Consider the following 20,650-nt stretch of genomic DNA (forward strand, 5'->3'; position numbering starts at 1 on the left):
GAATCCGGGTGCAAACAGAGCTGTTGTTGTAGGAGAGGTATTATTTGACGTACTTTTACTCTTTATCCGTCGGGACAACGCGCTTTCCCGTCGGTTCAAACCCTAATCGATTGATGCCGGTCATCAACAGCGGCATCAATAACAAACCGACACAGGCCGATGCTAGTGTTAGCAAGGCGAAAAATCCGGGCCAGCCATAATGTTGCAGCACCTGCGCCAGTGGCCATCCGGCTAGTGCAGCACCGAGGTAGGCAAACAAACCGAGAAATCCGGTGACCGTCCCTGCGGCGTCTTTATGGGTGTACTCCGTTGCTGCCAGACCAATTAGCATTTGTGGCCCAAAGACAAAAAAACCGATACTGAAAAAGGTCACTGACAGCAGTGGATAGTTATGCACCGGAGCTAGCCACAGCGCGGTCATGGTCAGAAACAGCCCGAGTGCGAATAACAAAATCATCGGCGCCCGCTGCCCGCGAAACAGCAGATCCGACCCCCAACCGGCAAACAGTGCGCCACATAATCCCCCCAACTCAAACAGCGACAAGGTGGCGTTGGCACTGAGCAAATTCACCCCATGGCTCTCTGCCAGCCAGATATTGCCCCAGTCGTTGAGGGCGATGCGGATCAGATAGACCAGCACATAAGAGACGCCGAGCAACCAGATAGTGCGGTTGCGCAAAATCGCATCGCGAAAAATTTGCCCCATCGGCATCGGCGGGCTTTGCTGCTCCTGCCACTGATCCTGCGGGTCGCGCCGCCATTGGCCGATAGTCGGCAAACCTTGCTGCTGCGGCTTATCGCACAATTGCCAGCACAGCCAAATACCTAATACGATACCGATTGCGCCCGGCACCAGTAGCGCGGCCTGCCAACCATATTGCGAGGCCAGAAACGCCGAGAGCAGCGGCACCGCCGCACCGCCAATGCTGATGGAGGTATTCCAGCAGCCCCACCAGGTGCCACGTTCATTGCGTGAATACCAAGTGCTCAGCAATTTGGCACACGGTGGCCAGCCCCACCCCTGAAAGAAACCATTTAATGTCCAGACCACCAAGAGGGCGGGCAGGGTGTGGCACAGGGTAAACACCACATTTAGCACCCCGGTCATCATCAAGCCGATACCCATAATCCAGCGGGCTTGCGTGCGGTCACTGACGATCCCCGAGACAAATTTAGAGCCGCCGTAAGCCAGATAAAACAGTGTGCCCAGCAAGCCGATATCCCCTTTATCCAGCCCCAATTCCAACTGCATCACCGGCATGGCGTAGTTGACACTTTTGCGTGTCAGATAAAAGGCGGCGTAACCCATCACCATGGCGGCCATCAGGCGCGGTCGCCAGTAGCGGTAACGCGCATTCACCTGTTCCGGCGTCAAAGGTTCAGGGGGTAAACTCTTCGCCGACAAAAATGATGCAGCCATGAATTTCTCCGGTTATTGGGTTGAGTGTAAGAACGGTAAACGAGAAAGAGATGAGACAAGATGTTAGACGGCTAGGAATAATGCTTAGTTATGACGGTTTTTGATCTGGTTCTGTGGGCAGGCTCACAGAATCGCTGGTGCGGACCTGCGTGGGTAGGTTCACCACCACCCGCGTCCCTAAACGGCGTAGCAGTAACCAGTCACCGCCCAATGCGCGCACCCGCTCCTCAATACCGCGCAACCCCAGCCCTCCGCCTTGCGGTTGCACCGAAATGCCCATGCCATCATCGCGCACATCCAGCGTGATGATGTTGTCGGTGAGGCGCAGGCTAACCTGAATATTGCGCGCGTTGGCATGCTTATTAATGTTATTGAGCAACTCCTGCACCAGCCGGTACAGGGTAAACACCACCGCATCTTCACCGGGGGTTGGCGGCAGGGCATAGTCGAGCTGGAAATCGATCCCTTGCTCGGCAAAGGCAAACTCTTCCGCCAGATGACGTAGCGCTTCATCCAGCGGCATCTCATCTAGCACCGGCGGGCGCAATTGGCGTAGTAGCTGGCGGGTGGTTTGATGGATTCGCTGCGATAAGTTGCTGATCTGATTGGCCGCAGATTGCGCCGCCGGTGTAGGCGCACTGCGATTAACCAGCATCGCCTGAATTTGGATGGCGGTGATGTTCTGACCAATCTCATCATGTAGCTCACGGGCAATCTCTTTGCGCACATCCTCTTCGGTATGCACCAAGCGCGCCATCAGCTTGCGGCGGGTTTGCAGCTCTTGCTCCAACTGATTGCGATAGCGGTGTAGGCGCTGCGCCAGTTGCTGCTGGCGGCTAATGGCGATCCCCAGAGTCAGCCCCAATAGTGCTTGGGTCGAGAGGAAAAGTTCCAGTTCGGCTAAATCATGAAATGCGCCGCTGGCTTGCCGAGTGACAGTGATCATCAGGCTACCTAATACCGCCGCCAATACCCCACCTTGCCAGCCAAATTTGTACGCCATAAACACATTGGGCAGAAAGACGAAAATCAGCAACAGGCGCTCCATATTGGGAGCAATCGCCACCTGCACGCAAACCAAAATGGCAAAGATCAGTGAGCACCAAATCAGCAGTGAGGTGCGCAACGGCGGATCAGGGATCTGCTGGGAGAATAGATTGCGAATATGCTGCTGTTTTAAGTATTCATAGATCAGGTAGGTGAACGGCACCAGCAGAATACCGCCGGTAAAGGTGGCGAGTAGCGCCTGAGTGACAGGTAAGGGCCGCCATAAACTCAATACCGCGCCATGCAGCAGGCTGTTCCCCGCCACAGCGGTTAGCAGCAACAGCAGCCGTTGCCAATACAGGGTGTAGTGATGCCAGAACCGTTGGGTCAGCCAGGCGGGCAGTAAACTGAGGAGCGGCGACAGCAGGAGAAGCGCGGAGGTCTGCAGTTGTTCACTGTATAGCCACCACATGCCGCTGCACTCCGCCAGCAGTAGCACCGGCCAATAGCGCCGTGGCAGCAGAATCATCAGCGCCAATCGCAGCCCTTGCGGCAGCAATAAAATGGCGTGTAAGCCATCATCGCTCAGATAAAAACTGATGGTCCATAAGGCCAGCCAACTCAATGAGAAGAAGATGACCAAAAACAGTGATAGCCCCATTGACCGCAGTTGCCACATCTCAGTTACCTGCTAACAGCTGATGTTGCAGCGCAAAATGCACTAACTCGACCGTGGTCTCACACTGGAGCTTGCCCAGAATATTCGCCCGATGCACATGCACGGTTTTGTGGCTGAGCCGCAGCTGCTCGGCAATGGATTTGACACTTATCCCGTTGATCAATAACTGGAAAATTTCTTTCTCGCGCGGTGTTAGCACTGCCAGTTGTTGCGGCTGTTGTGGCATATGGCGGAGCGCCCGCAGCGCATCGGAGCAGAGATAGAGGCCCCCGCCATTGACGGTTCGCAGCGCTTGCACTAGCTCATCCGGGCCGCAGCGTTTGGTGAGATAACCACTGGCACCGGCATCCATCGCGCTTTGCACAAAGGCGGTGGTGTCGTAAATACTCAGAATAATGGCGCGAAAATGGGGCATTTTTTGGCGCAGGCGCTTGAGCAGACTTAGCCCGCTTTCGTCCGGCATCGAAATATCCATCACCGCAACATGGACATCAATGTTGGCCAAATTGGCCCACGCCTCAGCCGCCGATCCATACTCGCCAATAATGCGAATATCTTTTTCCAGTGATAACAACTGGGCAAACCCTGAGCGGACGACAGTATGGTCATCTATCAATGCAACATTAATCATGATTTTTCATTCTTGTGGAGCAGATAGATGCATGATGCTGATCAATCATTAGCTGAGCAATAATTGTTATCAGAAATGTTGGAGGCTTAACATATGCAAGATAAATCTGATGAGGAAATAGCCAATTATTGCTATAAAATGCCGCGCTCCACCGGTGGTGGCGCGCGGAGTGGGTCTACGCCGATTTCCTGCTGCGGTAGATGCGCTGTGGGCGGCCGACTTTGCCATAAATGATCTCGGCCTGTAGCGCTTGGTTGGTGGCGCAGAACTCCAAATAACGCCGAGCGGTGGTGCGGCTTAATCCGAGCACTTGCGCGACATTTTCCGCAGTGTACTCAACGGCATTATCACTAAATAGCATTTGGATTTTATCTAGCGTCATCTGGTCGATACCCAATGGCAGTGTCACTTTTTGCTCGCCACGGGCATAGGTATTGTACATCTCATCGATCTGGCGCTGATTGACCTTGGTGCCGTCCTGCAACACCTGATGGCGGTGGCTGTATCGCGCCAATGATTGCTCCAGGCGCTCGTAGGCCACCGGCTTAATCAGGTAATCAAACACCCCATAGCGGATAGCTTCCGACACGGTTTCACTGTCGCTGGCTGCGGTGACGAAGATAATGCTGCCGGCGAAGCCCTGTAAGGTCATTTCACGTAATAATTCCAACCCACTACCATCGGGCAGATAGTTATCTAACAGAATCAAATCGGGCTTAAAGCGGGCCACCATACTGCGGGCTTGCTGCAAATTACCCGCCAGCCAGACTTCATGGCAATAGCTGCTCTGTTTAATAAATTCTGCATGCATCTCTGCCAGCGGTGTTTCGTCTTCTACCACTAAAATATTAAGCCATTCCATGGGATCTCCCCGTCTTTGAGATCAATGCGTCTTCGGAATAAAGACTGTAAATAGGCTGCCACATGGCGGATTTTCTTCTATCGTAATGGTGCCGCCACTTTGCTGAACATAGGTCGCCACCAGATAGAGACCAATACCGTGTTCATCGGAGTTTTTAGAGCTGACACCCTGTTCAAATAGGTTATCTTGCCATTGTGGCTCGATACCGCATCCGTGGTCAGCCACCTCCAGAATCAAATCGTCACCCTCATCGGACAGGTAGATCTCAATCTGCTTATCACTGTGCGGATTTTTCAAGCTGGCCTCAAAGGCGTTATCCAGTAAATTCCCGATGATGGCGGCCAGTTCATTCTCGCCAATAGTCGGGGGGAGGTTGCTCAACTGACAACCGGGAACAAAGTTCAAATTCAGCCCTAACTCCCTGGCGCGGTGATATTTACCAAACAGTAACGCGGCAATCTGCCGGTTATTGAACGCCGTACGTAGCATATCAATTAGCGCCTGATGGGAGGAAGATTCGGTTTTCACCATCTCCAGCGCCCGATCAAACTCTTTCATCTGCAGTAGCCCGCTCATGGTTGACATCCAGTTCAGGTGCTCGTGGCGGACAGTGCGCAGATTCTCGACATATTGCTGAATCTGGCTGAGCTGAGCACTGAGGGTATGAATATCATCCTGACTACGAAAACTCACCACCCAGCCTTGAAACACCCCCTCTTCCGACCAGATCCCGGCCCGATTGGCAATGGTATTTAAGCCATTCAAGGTGCAAAGCTCATCCTGGCGGTTATCGCCAGTTTGATCGAGGAAGAAGTGGTCCGGCGAGACCACCTCACTGACTTTACAACCAATCAACTGCTGTGGCGTGGCGGAGATGCGCAGCATTTTACGCGCATTTTGATTGATTGCAGTGATCTTCCCCTCAGGATCAACCGCCAGTAGCCCTTCAAATACCGCCCCGAACAGCGCCTCTTGCTGGCGTAGCACCCGTGCTATCTCTTTCGGCTCCATCCCCATCATTTGGCGGCGGATATGGTGGGCAAACAGCCATGACAGCAATAGCAACAGCGCCAGCACGATAATAAATGAGTGGGTGAGGGGCAGTAGGTAGATGAGCCGCCAGTGATCGATTTTACTGATCAGGTAACCGAGGGAGACTACCCCAATGATTTTCCCCTGCTCATCGCGGATCGGGGTTTTGGCCCGCATGGCTTCGCCCATCGAACCTTTACCAAAAATAATGTAGCTCTCGCCCCTCTCCAGTGCGCCGGGTTTGGTCCACTGCATCGGGTAGCCGATCATCTGCGGATTAGGATGATAAAGACGAATGGATTGGGTATCGCCGATCACCAGATAGTCAAGGTCTGAGGTGTTGCCCAATCGGCTGACAATCTGCGCCAACTGCTCTTTATCGCGATGTTTAACCGCACTCACCACTGAATCCATCGACGCGATAATTTTGGCCTGATTCATTGCAGTTTTACTGACTTGATCCAGCAGATATTGCTCAAAGTTGTGACTGAGGAAGCGATCTAGCGCACCGACAAGCAGAATCGAGACGGTAAGTAGCAGGAGAAATATCCGCAGCGGGAAGGCCATATTCTTCAACCGGCTCCAGATGCGACCGCGCCATTTTAATTTACCTACTGGGGAATGACTCGGCACACTACTCACCTTAATTAACATATATCTTTCGTATTTGACGTTACAGGGGGGTTAGCGGCACGCATTCACCCGAATCAGTTACTTGAGTAAATGATTCGGGGTTCGTTTGCTTGCAGCCTACCTGCCACGCCAAAAACTTTGGATACTAAAAACACTGGCGCTAACATAAGTCAATTTAGGTAATAATTAAATAGCTAAGAGAAATAAAAATATATATTAATAATTAAGAAAATTAAAACCATTAAATAACTTATATTTACTATCTTATATGTGAAATAGGTCAATTAATCACGCTATTTTTATGTTTAGCATGTGCTCGTCAATTAATTCTAATTAAAAACAGACTGGAGTTATCTTATTTCACATTGTTGTTTTTATGTGAATTCTTTATTTGAAGAGTGAACATTAAGTTATTTAATCCCAAGCATTTAACTTGTCACTTATTTGTTATGTAAACGTTATAGCAGAGAGTCAATTATGGATGTGGTATTTAGCCGAATTAATCGTTCAGAGCATCAGCAGATTGCAGAAATAACCCGCTTCTTGCGTGTTAACGATCTGAATATAGATACCACTGTCGACGTATTTATTACCGTCAGTCGCAATGAAAAATTGGTGGCCTGCGGTGGCATTGCGGGCAATATTATCAAGTGTGTGGCCATCAGTGAGGAGGTTCGGGGAGAGGGCCTGGCGCTGACACTAGCAACCGAGCTGGTCAACTTAGCTTATGAACGCCACCACAGCCATCTGTTTATCTATACCAAAACGAAAAATGAGAGCCTATTTAAAGATTGTGGCTTTTATCCGATAGCGAATGTACCTGGCATTGTGGTGCTAATGGAAAATAGCGCCTGCCGTTTGCAGCGCTATGCCAGGCAATTAAGCCAATTACATCAGCCAGGGCAAAAAATTGGCAGCATCGTGATGAATGCCAACCCATTTACCCGTGGACATCAATATTTAGTGCGCCAAGCTGCGGCGCAGTGTGATTGGTTACATCTGTTTTTAGTGAAAGAAGATAATTCACGTTTTCCTTATAGCGACCGGCTGCAATTAGTGCTCGATGGCACACAAGATATTGCTAATCTCACGGTACACCCCGGTTCGGAATATATGATCTCCCGCGCCACATTCCCCTGTTATTTCATTAAAGACCAAGGTGTGGCGGATGACTGCTATACCGAAATCGATCTGAAAATATTCCGCCAATATTTAGCGCCGGCGCTGGGCGTGACTCACCGCTTTGTGGGAACAGAGCCATTTTGTACCGTGACCGCCAAATATAACCACGATATGGGTTACTGGCTGGAAACACCGGCATTGCCATTTCCCCCGATCTCACTGGTGGAGATTGAGCGCCTTAAATATCACAACACCGCCATTTCCGCCTCTTGGGTGCGCAAATTATTAGCGCAGGGAGACGCTGACACTATTCGCAAACTGGTTCCGCCTGCCACCTGCCACTACTTACAGCGACTACTAGCCCAGCGCGGGCAAAAGGCGGCCAGTAGTGAGAAAAGCGCCTTGCCCGCAAAGAATCCAGCCCTGTTTTAGTCGATTGATATGGGTCGATAAAGCAGGGCGCAAAGATAGGTACTGATACGTCAGTCAGAAGCCACTGAATTTGAAGATAAGTTAATCAGGTGAAACATGAAAATTATCAGAGAGGCCGTCGCCGGAACACTGGAGTCGAGCGACGTCATGGTGCGTATCGCGCCATTAAATCCACCGGAAATAGACCTGCAAATTCACAGCAGTGTGGATAAACAGTTTGGTGAGGCCATTCGCTACAGCGTCCTGGCGTTACTGGAGCAGCATCAGGTCACTGGGGTGCAACTGATTATTGATGATAAAGGCGCACTGGATTGCGTTTTGCAGGCACGACTTGAAACCGCGCTACTCAGGGCCTGCGATGAAAAAATTCTGCCATGGAGAGCGCAGTGATGAAAACTGAAATGAAAAATAGAATGCGCCGCAGCATGTTGTTCGTCCCCGGTGCCAATGCCGCCATGGTGAGTAATTCCTTTATTTATCAGGCAGATGCGCTGATGTTTGATCTGGAAGACTCGGTTATCCTGCGCGAAAAAGATGCCGCCCGCCGCTTGGTTTATCACGCCTTACAACACCCGCTTTATCAAGATGTGGAAACCATTGTGCGGGTCAATGCGTTGGACTCCGCTTATGGGCTGGCGGATTTGGAGGCGGTGGTGCGCGGTGGGGCCGATATCGTGCGCTTGCCGAAAACCGATAGCGCGAAAGATGTGGAGGATATGGCGCGGGAGATCAGCCGTATCGAGTTGGAGTGTGGCCGCGAAGTGGGTAGCACGGGCCTGTTGGCAGCCATTGAGTCAGCGCAGGGGATCACACAGGCGCTGGCCATTGCCCAGGCATCTGAGCGGCTGATGGGGATAGCCCTCGGGGCGGAGGATTATGTCCGCAACTTGCGCACCGAGCGCTCAGCAGAAGGCATTGAACTGCTGTTTGCGCGCTGTTCAATTTTACAGGCCGCCCGCGCGGTGGGGATTCAGGCTTTCGACACCGTCTATTCCGATGCCAATAACGAGGCCGGTTTCTTGCAGGAAGCGGCGCTGATCAAGCAGTTGGGTTTTGATGGCAAATCGCTGATTAACCCACGGCAAATCGAACTGTTACACAACCTCTATGCCCCGACCGAAAAAGAAGTTCGCCATGCGCAGGCGGTGGTCGATGCCGCCACGGCAGCGGAAGCCGAAGGGCGCGGGGTGGTCTCCCTGAACGGCAAGATGGTGGATAGCCCGGTGATTGAGCGGGCGCGGTTGGTTTTGCAACGTGCAGTCAGCGGTTTGCGTGAGGAATAGAAGATGAATAGGCAACAACGAGTAGAAAGCTTAACTCTCCGTCAGGACAATGGCCCGGCGTATCAGTTGTATCAAAACGCCTCTAAAGCCAATTTGCAGGCGCAAAAACCCCGTGACATCAAGATGTGCGATTCCGTGGAGCAGGCGATCCGCCGTTCAGGGCTGCAAGATGGCATGACTATCTCCTTCCACCATGCCTTCCGTGCCGGCGATTTAACCTTGAATCTGGTGATGGATGCCATCGCCGCCATGGGGTTCAAAAATCTGCGCCTGGCCTCCAGCTCCCTGAGCGACTGCCATTCACCGCTGGTGGATCATATCCGCAATGGCGTGGTCAGCGAGATCTACACCTCCGGAATGCGCGGGCCACTGGCAGAGGAGGTGTCGCGCGGATTATTAGGTAAACCGGTACAAGTCCACTCCCACGGTGGGCGGGTTAACCTGATTGAATCCGGCGAGCTGACCATTGATGTCGCCTTTATCGGCGTGCCCGCTTGTGACGAATTCGGCAATACCAATGGTGTTGGTCAAAGCAAGGATTTTAGCGGTAACGCCTGTTGCGGCTCTTTGGGCTACGCCAGAGTAGATGCCGAATATGCCGATTGTGTGGTGCTGCTGACCGAAGCCGTGGTGGCTTATCCCCATCACCCCGCCAGCATTACGCAGGATCAGGTTGATTTGATTGTTCAGGTTGAAAAAGTGGGTGATGCCGACAAGATCGGCGCTGATACCACCCGCATGACATCCAATCCCCGCGAATTACTCATTGCCCGGCGTGCCGCTGAGGTTATCGCCGGATCGGGCTATTTTGTTGATGGATTTTCACTGCAAACCGGCACTGGCGGGGCATCATTGGCCGTTACCCGTTTTCTTGAGGACAAAATGCTGCGGCGCAAAATTACCGCAGGTTTTGCCCTGGGCGGCATCACCTCAACCATGGTGGAACTCCATGAGAAGGGGCTGATTACCAAGTTGCTGGATGTGCAAAGTTTCGATCGCCAAGCCGCCGCCTCGCTGGCCCGCAATCCACGTCATATTGAAATCAGCGCTAATCAGTACGCCAATTTCAGCTCAAAAGGGGCGTCAGTCGATCGGCTGGATGTGGTGGTGCTCAGTGCGCTGGAAATTGACATCGGTTTTAACGTCAATGTGCTGACCGGCTCGGACGGCGTATTGCGCGGTGCTTCCGGTGGTCACTGTGATACGGCGGTCGCGGCGCGTCTTTCGATTATCGTCGCGCCACTGGTTCGTGGGCGCATCCCAACACTGGTGAATAACGTGACCACCTGTGTCACCCCTGGTTCCAGCATCGATATTTTAGTGACCGATCACGGTATTGCGGTCAATCCGGCTCGGCCTGAGCTGGCAGAGCGCTTGCAGCAAGCGGGGTTGCCGGTGGTGAGTATCGATTGGCTCTATCAGCGCGCGTTGATTCTGACCGGGGTGCCGCAGCCCATCAAGTTCACTGATCGCGTGGTGGCGGTGGTGCGTTACCGCGACGGTTCAGTGATTGATGTTGTGCATCAGATAGAGGAGTAGGCGATGAATACGCTCTCTCCCGCACTCGCTGCCAATCGGCCCATTAGTCTGCCGGAGTTGCTCACCAGTCGTGAATCCCGCCAGAACCGACAACAACTCTGGCTGGCGCGCCATCAGGTGAGCTTGATTTCACTCACCCTGGTGGCACCCGGCGCGGTGAAAGATAACCCTTTGACGCGCAAGCTGTTTGCCCTGGCATGGCAGGCGATCACCACCTTGAGTCAACAGCAGCGTTGGCCGGTGTTGCAGCAAGAGGTCTTTCCGCTACCGACCGGCTGCGAAGGTTTGATAGCCGTTGATTTGCCTGCTGAGCAGGTGAAGGATGCGGCACTGCTCCTTGAGCTTAAGCATCCGCAGGGTCGGTTATGGGATATCGATGTGCTCGATGCGACCGGCCAGATCCTGTCACGCCGTGATGTTGGCTTGCCGCCGCGCCGCTGCCTGTTGTGTCACCGCCCCGCCAATGTGTGTGGTCGGGCGCAAACACACAGCATCAACGAACTACTGGCTCAGATGGAGTTGATGCTCAATGCCACAACTGCAACGCACTGACGAGAGGGCGACATCATCCCCCTCAGTGCTGGCTGGCGGGGTTTCTGGATTCTCAACCTACTGGGGCGGGCTGGCGTATCGGGCGATGTTGACCGAGGTCAACTTGACGCCGAAGCCCGGTTTAGTCGATCGCTGCAACTGCGGCGCACATAAGGATATGGCGCTAATCGACTTTTATCACAGCGCCGATGCGATTGCGCCATGGCTACCGCGCTTTATTGAGCATGGCATCAACCATCACCATGTGCTGGGGCAGGCGGCACTGAACAGTTTGCGCCCACTGGGGCTGGCGTGTGAAAACAGCATGTTTCGCGCCACTGGCGGCGTCAATACCCATAAAGGCACGGTTTTCTCGTTGGGATTGATCTGCTGCGCACTGGGGCGGCTGCAGGCCCGCGCTGAACAGATCAATGCTGATGCGGTTTGCCACGAGGCTGCAAGCCTCTGCTGTGGGCTGACACAACGCGAGCTGTGCCAGTCAAACCCACAGCAAACTGCGGGGCAGCGACTGTTCTATCAACATGGCCTGACCGGCGCACGTGGCGAGGCTGAGTCTGGCTTCGCCACCGTATTGACCCATGCCTTACCGGCGTATCAGCGCTTATTAGCTGCCGGTACGCCACCTGACCACGCCCTATTGCACACCTTGCTGATTTTGATCTCCGTCAATCGCGATACCAATGTGGTCTCCCGCGGCGGTATGGCGGGGCTGCAGTGGCTACAACAACAGGCGACGGAAATTCTGACTTCACTCTCACCGGCAGGGATGGGTGACCCACTCAGCCAGCGGCGGGTGCAAGAGTTTGACGCCCAATGTATCGCCCGCAACCTAAGCCCCGGCGGCAGTGCTGACCTGCTGATCTTGACCTGGTTGCTGGCGCAGTTCCCTCATCATCCCTCTCACAAAAAATAATAACGGTGTTATAGGAGTCTCTTTATGTTGAAGTCGCAAGAGAAATTATGGAAAGCGCTCGCCCCCTTTGTGGTGCTGGCCATTCTGCTGCTGATCCCGACCCCGGAAGGAATGCCCCCTCAAGCCTGGCGCTATTTCGCGATTTTTGTCGCCATGATTGTGGGGATGATTTTAGAGCCGATTCCCGCCACGGCGATCAGTTTTATCGCGGTGACTATCTGTGTGCTCAGCTCTGACTGGGTGCTATTTAGCGCCGCAGAAGTGGCAGATGCTGGTTTTAATGGCGGCAAAGAGTCACTGAAATGGGGGCTGGCAGGGTTCTCCAGTACCACCGTCTGGCTGGTATTCGGCGCATTTATCTTTGCTCTCGGCTATGAAGCCACCGGACTGGGCCGCAGGATAGCCCTGTTTATGGTTAAATTTATGGGCAAGCGCACCCTGACACTGGGTTATGCCATTGTCATCATCGATATTCTGCTGGCCCCTTTCACACCATCGAATACCGCCCGTACGGGTGGCACCGTGTTCCCGGTGGTGAAAAACCTGCCGCCGCTGTTCGATTCATTCCCCAATGATCCATCATCACGGCGCATTGGTGGATATCTGATGTGGATGATGGTGATCGGCACCAGTATCAGCTCCTCGATGTTTGTGACCGGCGCGGCACCTAATGTGTTGGGTATTGAGTTTGTGAATAAGATAGCTGGCGTCCATATCGGTTGGATGCAGTGGTTCTTGGCATTCTTACCTGTTGGGTTAATTTTGCTGATCGTGGCACCCTGGCTCTCTTATGTGCTGTATAAACCCGGCGTGACAAAAAGTAATGAAGTGGCGGCCTGGGCGCAAACAGCACTGAATGAGATGGGGGCGCTGACTCGCAAAGAGATGATTCTGATAGGTTTAGTCTTGCTAAGCCTGTGTCTATGGGTATTTGGCGGCGCATTCATTGATGCGACAGCCGTCGGCTTGCTGGCCGTATCCCTCATGTTGGCGCTGCATGTGGTGTCATGGAAAGATATCACCAAATACTCCAGCGCCTGGAATACCTTGGTTAACCTGGCAACCCTGGTGGTGATGGCCAATGGCCTGACCCGTTCCGGCTTCATTGATTGGTTTGCTAACACCATGAGCACCCATCTGGATGGTTTCTCACCGACAATTACGGTGGTAGCGCTGGTATTGGTGTTCTACTTCTCTCACTATCTATTTGCCAGTTTGTCTGCTCACACCGCCACCATGCTGCCGGTTATTTTGGCGGTAGGTAAAGGTTTGAGTGGTGTACCGATGGAGCATTTATCTATGCTGCTGGTGCTCTCCATCGGGATCATGGGGGTGCTGACCCCTTACGCCACCGGCCCTGGTGTGATTATCTATGGCTGCGGTTATGTGAAATCGAAAGATTATTGGCGGTTGGGCGGGATCATGGGCGTGTTCTATATCACCATGCTGTTGTTGGTCGGCTGGCCAATCATGAGTCTGTGGTACTGATTTAAGCCTCTGTGCTGAGTTAACACCCTGTCCCAATATATGTTACCTCATTGGGCAGGGTTCTAATATTGTGATGGCGAAGGTTACCGACTACTATAAAGCCGATGAATCAATAGGATTAGGATAACCAGTGACGTCGGTCTTTATCCGTAACTTTACCTTCGCCGCACTGCCCGCCAGCGGTTTGAATGGTCAGCCACTGTTTCACGGACTGCTGGCGAAATGTGACTTTGATGTCAATGAATACCGGGATGAACTCTTTGCTGTCTATGGCATTGCGTTTCCTGGCAGCTTGCACAAGGCCGTGAGTCAACGGCGTGCTGAATATCTGGCCGGGCGCTTTGTGGCCCGCCAAGTTCTGAATATGCTAGAAATCCGAGACTACCCACTGGTCAATGGGCTGGATCGTGCACCCCAGTGGCCCCCCGGCCTGATTGGGAGCATCAGCCATAATCGCCAACGCGCTCTATGCACGGCTCAAATCATCACTCCTACAGTGGAGCCATTAACGGCAAGCCGCCATGGCATTGGGCTGGATATCGAAGGGCTGATCCCTGTTGAGCGGGCGAAAGATTTATGGCCCGGCATTCTCAGTGAGGAGGAGTACCGCAACTCTCAGGAAGGCCCGCTGCCTTTCAACCATTTGCTGACGTTAGCTTTTTCAGCCAAAGAGAGCTTATTCAAAGCAGTATATCCGCAACTGGGTCGCTATTTTGACTTTCTCGAGGCGCGGCTTATTAGCTATTCGCTACTCTCTGGGCGTTTTGAATTGCAACTATTACGGGGCTTAAGTGATGATTTCCCCGCAGGCCGCTGTTTTACCGGCTGTTTCACCGTTAGCGACAGTGATATTCAAACACTTATTGCTTATTAATATTGATGCTATCGATTTATAAAATAAGTTCTCAGAATTTAAAATTGGAAATTTTAATATAGATATACTAAATCTTTTTCTACCAGCCATATTTATCTGATAGGAAATCATGAAATATATCGTGCTAATTGTTTTTATCCTCTGTGTCGCCTATGTACATTTCCGAGGGAAGAGACGTTACAAATTCTGGCGGCAACTTTCAGACCACTCGACATTTGTCTCACCCATTAATGTGTTTATGTACTTATTTTCACGCGTTCCCACCACCCCCTATCTAAAGCAGGATCTTTTCCCCGAGCTTGCCATCCTGCGCGAAAACTGGCCTCAAATCAGGGAGGAGGGCAAAGGACTGATGGCTATCCAGCAGATAAAAGCATCGGATAAATATAATGATGCGGGTTTTAACTCTTTCTTTAAAACGGGCTGGAAACGGTTTTATCTGAAATGGTACGAAGATAGCCACCCATCGGCGATGACACTCTGCCCGCACACCACGTCATTATTACGTGAGTTGCCATCAGTGAAAGCGGCGATGTTTGCTGAATTACCGGATGGCAGCCGTTTACCCAGACATCGTGACCCTTATGCCGGCTCCCTGCGTTACCATTTGGGCTTAATGACCCCGAATGACGATCGCTGTTTTATTGATGTTGATGGAACAACTTACAGTTGGCGCGACGGCGAGGGGATCTTATTTGATGAAACCTATATTCACTATGCCGAAAATCAAAGCGGGCAGAACCGGCTTATTCTATTTTGTGATATTGAGCGCCCGATGCGCTACCGCTGGGCGCAATGGGTTAACCACTGGTTAGGGCGTCATCTGATGAGTGCTGCCACGGCACCTAATGAAGAGGGGGATCGTACCGGTGGCGTGAACCGGATGTTTAAATACATCTACGCGGTGCGCAAAGTGGGTAAGCGGCTGAAAGCCTGGAATCGCCGAATTTACTATCTGATCAAATGGCTATTATTTGGTGGTATCGCCGCACTGATTTTTTATGCGCTGTAAAACCGGGTTGGTAAAGAGGCCAGATAAGCAGCTCTTCGTTTTGATAAATAAGAGAAGTCATTTGATAAAAAAGAGAAGCAAAAAGCCCGCTTAAGTTTCCTTAAGCGGGCTTCTCTAATTTGGCTCCTCTGACTGGACTCGAACCAGTGACATACGGATTAACAGTCCGCCGTTCTACCGACTGAACTACAGAGGAATCGTGTGAACGGGGCGCATGATATCTGGCATGTCTGATGCTGTCAACGTTAAATGAGTGCATTTAGCGCGACTGCTCAGATGCTGAGCAATTGCGACAAATGGCGCTACTGCTTTTCCCAGCGTTTCAGTCTGGCCAGTGGGTCCTGACGATAGAACGCGCAAAAATGTTGATAAACAGCAGGGAAGCGGCCCTCCAGCAACTCAGGCGCACTGAAAAAATATTCAGATAACACGGCAAAACACTCCGCCGGGTCACTGGCGGCATAAGCATCCATGCTGGCGGCCTCGACACCGACCATATCTATCTCATCTTGAATATTATCCATCGCCTGATGCAGGTCATACTCCCACGAAGCGACATCCCGCATAGCAATGGGCGGCACACCGTTTGAGTTGCCACCATTACGCATATCCAACTTATGCGCGGCTTCGTGAATGACTAAATTAAAGCCTGATAAATCAAATGAGTCCTGGACATCTTGCCAGTTCAGGACAATCGGCCCCTGTTCCCAGCTCTGGCCGGATTGTACTGATTGACCCGAATGTACCAGGCCGAGGTCATCTTGCCACTCATCCTCAACCACAAAAGGCGAAGGATAAATGAGCACCTCATGAAAGCCATCTAGCCATTTAGCGCCCAGTTCCATGACGGGCAGTGCAAACAGCAGCGTAAGACGAGCTTGCATCAGAGGGGTTAATACCAACCCCTGCAACGGAACAAGCCGTTTTTGTTGTAGCAGATGACTCGCCACAGAGACCAGGCGCTCTTGCTCCTGCTCATTCAACGGCGCTAACAAGGGGATATCCAGGGCTTCGCGCCACTGTGCAAGTATCTCCGCTTGCGGTTGATTTGCTTTCCACAGCCACTTAATCATCAGGTTGCTCACAAAGTGATCATTCGAACGTCTAAAGCAGGGAGGTGTTGTTGTAAACATGCCGCAAAAGGGGCCATGTTCGCAACCCTTTCATGGAGAGAGACATGAGCGGTTGAAAAGGCCGCCTCGAAAACACCCGAGGAGATATTCTTTCAGCGGAGGGAAACCCCTCGCACTCTGCCATTATTCAAGCACTTATAGAAAAAAAATTCAGCGATCCTTATCACACTAAGTTTGCCTGGTTAGGGGATAAATCCGCGTGATCTTTTATCACCATCAGATGGGATGTCTCACCGGATGCGATAAAACATTTATTGAAATGGGCATCAATGAGCATCACTTTATTTTTGAGGTGCCTACATCGAACCTAAGATAATAATCCATTAAGAATTGCCATAATATAAAATAATAAAATGTGGAGTATAAATGGGGATTTTGTCAGCAAGGTGCTGATTCAATATGCTTATTGTGGAATTACAAATTTCAAGGTTATCTTTTAATAAAATAAATTGATCAATAAATCTACTATTTAATTGTCATGTAGTTAGTGAGGTAATTATTTTTTGGATAAATAAAACCCGCGTAGGACGGTAAATAACCGCGACGTAGGAATATTCCCACACAAGATCGACATCTTATCTTATATACAAGGAAACTCTTAAATCGTCTAATAACTTCATTGTTAATTAATTCATATATTTTCTGCATTAACAGATAATAAATGAAATTAAGCCGCAGGCGTCAGCCTATAGGTCGATTAAGTATCGAAATACGATACATTTCATATCAGGATTATTAAAATGAAAAAGCAACTGGCCCAAATTACCGTACTCTCCTCTTTAATTTTTGGTATTAATGCTGCCAATGCAGACGCACCTACTGCGGAATTAAAAGTAGTAGGTAGCTTGACAGTGCCAAGCTGCACCATCGTTGCGCCAGATGACGGCGTATATGACTTTGGTAACCTATCTTCATCTTTAGTTAAATCAGGCACCGCCACGACTGCCTTGACGCCAATAACTAAACATTGGACGGTAAACTGTGATGCAGAAACTTATCTAAACTTTACCCCCATTGATAACCGCACGGCTTCTGCAAGTGTTGCAGGTACAACTAACTTCGGATTGGGTAACGTGAATGGCACTGGTAAAATCGGTTATTACAATGCGCAGATGAAGAATGGTACTGTGGACGGTAAAGTCTCTAATGTGTTCTCCTCCGCCACCACCACCTTTGCAGCGGCCACCACCGCTAACCTGACAACAGGTTTACGCACCGGTTGGTCTTCTGCAGCCAATACCCAAAGTGTCGGCAAAGTGTTTACCGCTGACATTACAGTAAGCCCGATTCTGGCAGGAACCACCACCATGGGCGGGCCGATCACTGAAGATGCAGAGATCGACGGCTCAATGACGATGAACTTCGCCTTTGGTATCTAGTCCTTGCCTACCTAACGATAGAGATATAGGGGCAGAATTTATCCGCCCCTATATCTCAAATTGAAATTCTCTTTTGCCATTTAGCTGATGAAGTTTGCATATACACAGGGTTTTTTTGGTTAAATCGTCTTGTGTTTTTTATTCAAGAAACGAACAGAAGAGACTAAACCGAGAGTGATATTCGATATCTTGATAATGTTTGTCTGTACCATCCATTAATAAAACTTATTTCTTCATCTTATTTTCGGGGCGCTATTTTGTTTGCCTGTCGTATTTCGTTCCCGCTTATCGCGTTTATATTGTCTCTTTTTCCCGTTGCGGCTCTCTCCGCGACTAAAGAGGGGGCAGTGGCGTTTGATATAAAAACATTGGAAGGTTTGGGCTTCTCAGCGAAATTAGCTGAATTTTTCAGTACACAGGATAAATTTTTACCGGGTCAGCATGATGTCACCATTATTATCAATGCCAATAAAACCTACTCTGTCACCGCGACGTTTGATGGTGAAGGCAAATTATGTGCGGATAAACAGTTATTGATGGGACTGAAGTTACGCCATAAAAACAGTGATAATGGTTGCGAAAATATTGACACATTATGGCCTGGGGTGACTGTTAAGCTATTTCCCGGCCAATTTCGGGTGGAAATGACATTACCGCAAGAAGCTTTTGATCCTGAAATGGAAGGCAGTGATTACCAACAGGGTGGTCACGCATTATTGCTTAACTATAACTTATTTGGTCAGCGCTTCGAGAGCAACAACGATAGCCTCAATCTGTTTCAAGGACAATTTGAGCCGGGTATCAACGTTAATAACTGGGTACTGCGAAACCGTGGCGCCTACACTTATAACCAAGGAATCAACAGTTACGACAATCAGGAAACTTACGCATTGCGTGCTGTGGAGTCATTAAAATCTGTTGTGCAACTGGGTGAATTTGCTCTGGTCGGCGATACATATTCTGGTCTGCCAGTCGCGGGTGTTCAGTTATATTCCGATAATGCTCAGTTGAATAATACGCAGCTCACGGTGCCAATTGAAGGGATAGCGAATAGCAATGCCACTATTGAAATCCGTCAGCGTGGGCGAGTTATTTACCGAACTGTTGTCGCGCCAGGGCCATTTTCGCTATCTAATATCAGTAACTTTTCCAGTGGCGTCGTGACTGACGTCGATATAATTGAAGACGATGGTACACGGCAGCATTTCACCGTATCCAATGCTCTTGACCCGAATTTTGAGCAGCAGGCCGCCACACACCAATTGGCGATAGGTCGCTATCGGAATACGTTGCTTGATGATAAAGGTCAGTCGCCACTCTTGGTTTCGGGCGAAATATCGTTTAACCCGGCGAACTCTTTTCGTATGACGTCTGCCGGACTAATTTCTACTGATTATCAGAATATCAGTGTGCAAAACCTTTATAGCGATTTAGCTAATGGCTGGTTTTCAGCGGCGGCAAGTTATACCAATACCCAGGATGCGGGTCAGGGATATCAGTTTATGTTGCAGAACCAACTGGCAATGACTGGCAATTTAAGTGCTTCATTATCGACGGTATACAATTCAGCTAATTACTGGTCGCCGGATAATGCCCTGAGCAGTAACAATAATCTGCAGGACTTAATATACGGGAAATTACAAAATTCCACCTCGGCAGCCGTAACATGGGCGCATCCGCGGTGGGGCGCATTCTCCTATGTGCTGTCTAATAATAGCTATTATCAGGCGGCCGACACTGTTTCCCAAACTTTTTCTGCGAGCGAGCAATTTGGCCGGGTGACTACGACGCTGAGTTTCCAATCTACCTCGCAGGGGCAGAGTGCAATCTATGTTGGTATTAACCTACCATTAGGTCAAGGGTCACTCAGTGGGCGAATGCAGCGCGCCAATGGCAATATGACATTAGGCAGCACTTATCAGGGGCGCTGGGATGACAATAAAGGGTACTCAGTGGGGATAACTGGCAGTGATAGACAACGTCGTATTAATGGTGCGTTGAATATAAAAACGGCCTATTCACAACTGGCTAGTGGGGTATCTCAGGCGACAAATAATAGCCGCTCAGCATACCTTTCATTAAGTGGATCAGTGGCTTATGCGAATGACACCTTTGCTACTTCAGCATCGGCGATTGGCGATACCTTTGCTGTGGTGAGTGTCCCTCATCAATCTAACTTGCGTGTTTCTTCGCCTGGTAGTGGTATGGCGATTACCGATTATGCCGGGACGGCACTGCTGCCATCAGTCATGCCTTATACGGTATCGAAAGCACAAATAAGTACCAAAACATTGCCATTGAATATCCGTCTTAATAGCACCAGTGCTGAACTGAGGGTGACACGTGGCACTGTGGCAACCCGCTATTTTGAGGCGACAGAGACTCGCCAGTTGTTGCTGACTATTCGTGACAGCCAGGGTGAGATGATGCCGGTAGGTGCCAACGTGCTTGATGAAAAGGGTAACTTTCTGGGTACTATTATCGGCGATGGTAACTTTATGCTGGAAAACAGAGCAATTGGTATCATGTTACGCATAAAACCGGCTAATAGCAGTGAGTGCGTAGTGAATTATGCAGAACCGGATAAGTTTGATCCGGATACGTTGTATGAAGTTGCCGACGCGGTATGTCATTAAATTTAAAAATAGTCAGATACTCAGTAAATACTTTTTAAAATAG

17 protein-coding genes and 1 tRNA gene are annotated in these 20,650 nt (G+C 50.5%); 11 read left to right on the forward strand and 7 right to left on the reverse strand.

Translation table 11 applies throughout. From position 1 onward, the window contains the following. Window positions 1–55: 55 nt before the first annotated feature. From uhpC to dpiB, 5 genes are all read right to left on the reverse strand, one after another. Window positions 56–1,420, reverse strand: coding sequence for an MFS transporter family glucose-6-phosphate receptor UhpC (uhpC, locus tag HRK25_RS13830; RefSeq protein WP_005279148.1), 1,365 nt, complete (start codon window positions 1,418–1,420; stop codon window positions 56–58). Window positions 1,421–1,508: 88 nt separating this feature from the next. Then, window positions 1,509–3,086: an MASE1 domain-containing sensor histidine kinase gene (locus HRK25_RS13835; RefSeq protein ID WP_005279146.1), complete on the reverse strand. Its 1,578-nt coding sequence runs from the start codon at window positions 3,084–3,086 to the stop codon at window positions 1,509–1,511. A gap of 1 nt (window position 3,087) precedes the next feature. Continuing rightward, window positions 3,088–3,717, reverse strand: coding sequence for a response regulator transcription factor (locus HRK25_RS13840; RefSeq protein WP_005279144.1), 630 nt, complete (start codon window positions 3,715–3,717; stop codon window positions 3,088–3,090). A 175-nt stretch (window positions 3,718–3,892) separates the two neighbouring features. Continuing rightward, window positions 3,893–4,579: a two-component response regulator DpiA gene (dpiA, locus tag HRK25_RS13845; RefSeq protein WP_005279142.1), complete on the reverse strand. Its 687-nt coding sequence runs from the start codon at window positions 4,577–4,579 to the stop codon at window positions 3,893–3,895. Between the two features lie 21 nt (window positions 4,580–4,600). Further along, window positions 4,601–6,265, reverse strand: a complete 1,665-nt coding sequence (gene dpiB / locus HRK25_RS13850) for a sensor histidine kinase DpiB (RefSeq protein WP_071984956.1) — start codon at window positions 6,263–6,265, stop codon at window positions 4,601–4,603. 456 nt (window positions 6,266–6,721) lie between these two features. On the opposite strand from dpiB, the gene citC reads away from it, so the two are divergent. From citC to lpxO, 9 genes are all read left to right on the forward strand, one after another. Then, entirely contained in the window at window positions 6,722–7,798 is a 1,077-nt protein-coding gene (gene citC, locus HRK25_RS13855) for a [citrate (pro-3S)-lyase] ligase (RefSeq protein ID WP_005279138.1), read from the forward strand. Between the two features lie 96 nt (window positions 7,799–7,894). Further along, window positions 7,895–8,188, forward strand: coding sequence for a citrate lyase acyl carrier protein (citD, locus tag HRK25_RS13860; protein WP_032898964.1), 294 nt, complete (start codon window positions 7,895–7,897; stop codon window positions 8,186–8,188). Beyond that, window positions 8,188–9,081 (forward strand): aldolase/citrate lyase family protein, encoded by an 894-nt coding sequence (locus tag HRK25_RS13865; protein WP_005279135.1) that lies wholly within the window; start codon window positions 8,188–8,190, stop codon window positions 9,079–9,081. The genes citD and HRK25_RS13865 overlap by 1 nt, the downstream gene beginning before the upstream one ends. A gap of 3 nt (window positions 9,082–9,084) precedes the next feature. Next, a complete protein-coding gene (citF, locus tag HRK25_RS13870) occupies window positions 9,085–10,620 on the forward strand; it encodes a citrate lyase subunit alpha (RefSeq protein ID WP_005279133.1) in 1,536 nt (511 codons plus the stop codon). 3 nt (window positions 10,621–10,623) lie between these two features. Further along, complete coding sequence (citX, locus tag HRK25_RS13875; RefSeq protein ID WP_005279131.1) at window positions 10,624–11,172, forward strand: citrate lyase holo-[acyl-carrier protein] synthase; 549 nt, start codon at window positions 10,624–10,626, stop codon at window positions 11,170–11,172. After that, the gene (citG, locus tag HRK25_RS13880) at window positions 11,150–12,085 is read left to right on the forward strand and encodes a triphosphoribosyl-dephospho-CoA synthase CitG (RefSeq protein ID WP_081444653.1); all 936 of its coding nucleotides are present in this window, start codon (window positions 11,150–11,152) and stop codon (window positions 12,083–12,085) included. Before citX ends, citG begins: the two co-directional genes overlap by 23 nt. A 24-nt stretch (window positions 12,086–12,109) precedes the next feature. After that, on the forward strand, window positions 12,110–13,573 hold the full coding sequence (locus HRK25_RS13885; RefSeq protein ID WP_005279126.1) for an anion permease: 1,464 nt from the start codon (window positions 12,110–12,112) through the stop codon (window positions 13,571–13,573). A 130-nt stretch (window positions 13,574–13,703) separates the two neighbouring features. After that, window positions 13,704–14,447 (forward strand): 4'-phosphopantetheinyl transferase family protein, encoded by a 744-nt coding sequence (locus tag HRK25_RS13890; protein WP_005279124.1) that lies wholly within the window; start codon window positions 13,704–13,706, stop codon window positions 14,445–14,447. A gap of 109 nt (window positions 14,448–14,556) precedes the next feature. Then, entirely contained in the window at window positions 14,557–15,459 is a 903-nt protein-coding gene (lpxO, locus tag HRK25_RS13895) for a lipid A hydroxylase LpxO (RefSeq protein WP_032898962.1), read from the forward strand. Between the two features lie 120 nt (window positions 15,460–15,579). Here the strand turns inward: lpxO and HRK25_RS13900 are convergent. Together HRK25_RS13900 and mtfA are read right to left on the reverse strand one after the other, a co-directional pair. Beyond that, window positions 15,580–15,655, reverse strand: a tRNA-Asn gene (locus tag HRK25_RS13900). Window positions 15,656–15,761: 106 nt separating this feature from the next. After that, on the reverse strand, window positions 15,762–16,532 hold the full coding sequence (gene mtfA / locus HRK25_RS13905) for a DgsA anti-repressor MtfA (protein WP_032898536.1): 771 nt from the start codon (window positions 16,530–16,532) through the stop codon (window positions 15,762–15,764). An 800-nt stretch (window positions 16,533–17,332) separates the two neighbouring features. Here mtfA and HRK25_RS13910 point away from each other — a divergent pair. After that, the gene (locus HRK25_RS13910) at window positions 17,333–17,971 is read left to right on the forward strand and encodes a DUF1120 domain-containing protein (RefSeq protein ID WP_005277414.1); all 639 of its coding nucleotides are present in this window, start codon (window positions 17,333–17,335) and stop codon (window positions 17,969–17,971) included. Between the two features lie 257 nt (window positions 17,972–18,228). Continuing rightward, window positions 18,229–20,607 (forward strand): fimbria/pilus outer membrane usher protein, encoded by a 2,379-nt coding sequence (locus tag HRK25_RS13915; RefSeq protein WP_032898534.1) that lies wholly within the window; start codon window positions 18,229–18,231, stop codon window positions 20,605–20,607. The last annotated feature ends 43 nt before the right edge of the window (window positions 20,608–20,650 follow it).

The organism is Yersinia bercovieri ATCC 43970 (assembly GCF_013282745.1).
Taxonomy (GTDB): Bacteria; Pseudomonadota; Gammaproteobacteria; order Enterobacterales; family Enterobacteriaceae; genus Yersinia; species Yersinia bercovieri.